Origin of the sequence: Halobacillus sp. A1 (assembly GCF_024189295.1) — a bacterium.
In the GTDB taxonomy this organism is placed as follows: domain Bacteria; phylum Bacillota; class Bacilli; order Bacillales; family Halobacillaceae; genus Halobacillus_A.
On record NZ_JAIZEN010000051.1, the window covers coordinates 1 to 2,544 of the forward strand.

The 2,544-nt window shown below is 39.3% G+C and carries 2 protein-coding genes; both read left to right on the top strand.

The window, feature by feature from the left end; translation table 11 throughout:
- Positions 1-178: 178 nt before the first annotated feature.
- Positions 179-1,747, top strand: a complete 1,569-nt coding sequence (gene istA, locus LF817_RS19895) for an IS21 family transposase (protein WP_253937553.1) — start codon at positions 179-181, stop codon at positions 1,745-1,747.
- Entirely contained in the window at positions 1,744-2,508 is a 765-nt protein-coding gene (gene istB, locus LF817_RS19900; RefSeq protein ID WP_253937554.1) for an IS21-like element helper ATPase IstB, read from the top strand. The genes istA and istB overlap by 4 nt, the downstream gene beginning before the upstream one ends.
- Positions 2,509-2,544 lie beyond the last annotated feature (36 nt).

A 2,544-nucleotide genomic window follows, 5' to 3' on the forward strand; every position in this document is an offset into this window, starting at 1 on the left:
TGTGACTGCTAGACTAAATGAGACAGTTCTTGCTAGATAAGATAATACACTTTGAGGCCATAGTAATGATTGTTTTCTGGGGGAGGCCCCGGGGCCTCCCCCAGAAAACAATGCCAAAAATGTACACCTCCTTCATGTATGATAGATATAAATGTCGAAATGTGTTGGAGGTCGGAAGGTGGATAAGTGGAAAGTGTATATGGAAATTAATCAATTATTAAAACAAGGGTTTAGCAAATCAAAGACAGCCGAAAAATTAGGTGTTTCCAGATCAACATTATATCGTTATATCAAGAGACAACCGAAAGATATGGGAGAATGGACGGAGTCCCTTCTTACAAGGCAAAAGAAGTTAGATCCAAACAAGACACTCATTTTGAATTGGCTCAGAAAGCATCCTGATATGAGTGCATCTCAAGTTTCAGACTGGTTAGTAGAGAAGTACCCTTCTCTACATGTGGGCGAAAGTACTGTCCGATCTTATGTACAAGCATTAAGGAAAGATTACGATATACCAAAAGAAACGACGAAAAGGTCTTACGAAGCAGTCCCTGAAGGCCCTATGGGACATCAAGTTCAAATTGACTTTGGACAAGCCTCCTATGAAAAGGCAAGAGGTGGACATATCAAGCTTTATTTTATAGCGTTTGTCTTGTCGCATTCCCGTTACAAATATATGTATTGGTTAGATAGACATTTTACGACGAAGGATGTGATATATGCCCATGAATTGGCATTTAAGTGGTTTGAAGGTGTTCCTGATGAGTTAGTGTATGATCAAGATAATCTCATAGTGGTTAGTGAAAATGGTGGGGATTTAATCCTAACGGAAGAGTTCCAATCGTATAAGGAAACGATGAAGCTGAACTTACATGTATGTCGAAAAGCAGATCCAGAAAGCAAAGGGAAAATTGAAAATGTCGTGGGGTTTATCAAGAAGAACTTTGGTAAACATAGAGTCTTTCATACCCTTGATAAGTGGAATGAGCAATCTATAAATTGGTTGAACCGAACAGGCAATGCCAGGCTGCATAATACCATAAAAAAAAGACCAGCCGAGGTGTTCTCCCTAGAAAAAGAACACTTAAGACCGATCCCGAACAAAGAAATTGTTCCATATAACGTTAATACTAGTATAGCAAGGTCCATCAGAAAGGACAATACCATAAGGTATTTGTCCAACCGATATTCACTCCCTTTAGGGAGTTTTCACAAGTATGATGAAGTCTTTCTTACCTTAACGGATGAGCAAGTGTTAATCATCTGTTGCCCAGATGGTGAACTATTAGCTAAGCACAAGTTGTCCATAGAAAAAGGGAAATTAGTACAGGAGCGAACGCATACGCGAGATCGCACAAAAGGGATTGATGCATTCTTAGAATCCGTTAGTAGATGCTTCAAAAATGAAGCGTTAGCTGAAACATATTTGTCGCAATTGAGAGAGAACTACCCAAGGTATATACGTGACCAATTACAAATAGTCTCAAAGGTAGCTAAAGCCACCACCAGGGATATCCTTGACCAAGCCCTTGAGGAATGTGTGAAGCGTAAACTCTTTAGTGCGACAGATTTCAGCGATGTCGTTGACTATATCAAACGCCAACGCTTGATACCTGATACAACGACGAATCAAGAAGGTGGAAATCTTTCCTCTCCTTCCAAGGAACATCATTGGGTCATGACGACAAGCTCACAGAAACGGGACATGGATCAATATTACGCCATACTGGAAGGTGAACTGTCATGAGCCAACCCAAAGAGTTACAAGCATTGATGCGCTCTTTGCGTTTCGTCGAAACGTCTCATAACGTCATGGACATAATCAATCAAGCCGAAAAGCAAGATGTATCTTATACACAATTCTTATGGTCAGTTATGTTAAATGAGCAAAAACAAAGAGAACAAAAACAAATGGAAAAACGTTTAAAGTGGGCTACATTCCCTAGCCATAAGACGCTTCAAGAATTTGATGTAACTGAGCAACAATCTCTAAGTAAAAAACAACTTAACCAGCTTTCAGACTTGAATTGGCTAGAGCAAATATACAATTTAGTCTTACTTGGTCCTCCAGGTGTCGGAAAAACACACCTGGCCATTGGATTAGGTATTCAAGCGATCTCACTGGGATATAAGGTGATATTCATATCAATGGGGGATTTGGTTCATGCGTTGAAAACGGAAGAAATAGCGACCAAGTCTAGAGTTCGTTTGAAACGTATTCGAGATGCAGATTTAATCATCATCGATGATTTGATGTTCATGGCTATGGACCAGCAAGAAGCAAATATATTCTTTCATTTAATCAATGAGCTTCATGATCAAGCTTCTATTATATTGACTTCAAATAAGGCTCCTAAAGAATGGGGAGAGCTTTTAGGTGATCCAGCTATTACGACAGCAATTCTGGATCGAATATTGCATCGAGTCGAGATCGTTCACCTAAATGGAGATAGCTATAGAATGAAAAATCGAACAACGATATTTGGCCAAGAAAGTGTTTCAAATTAATAAGCAAAAACTGTGTCTTTCTACTTGACGGTCACA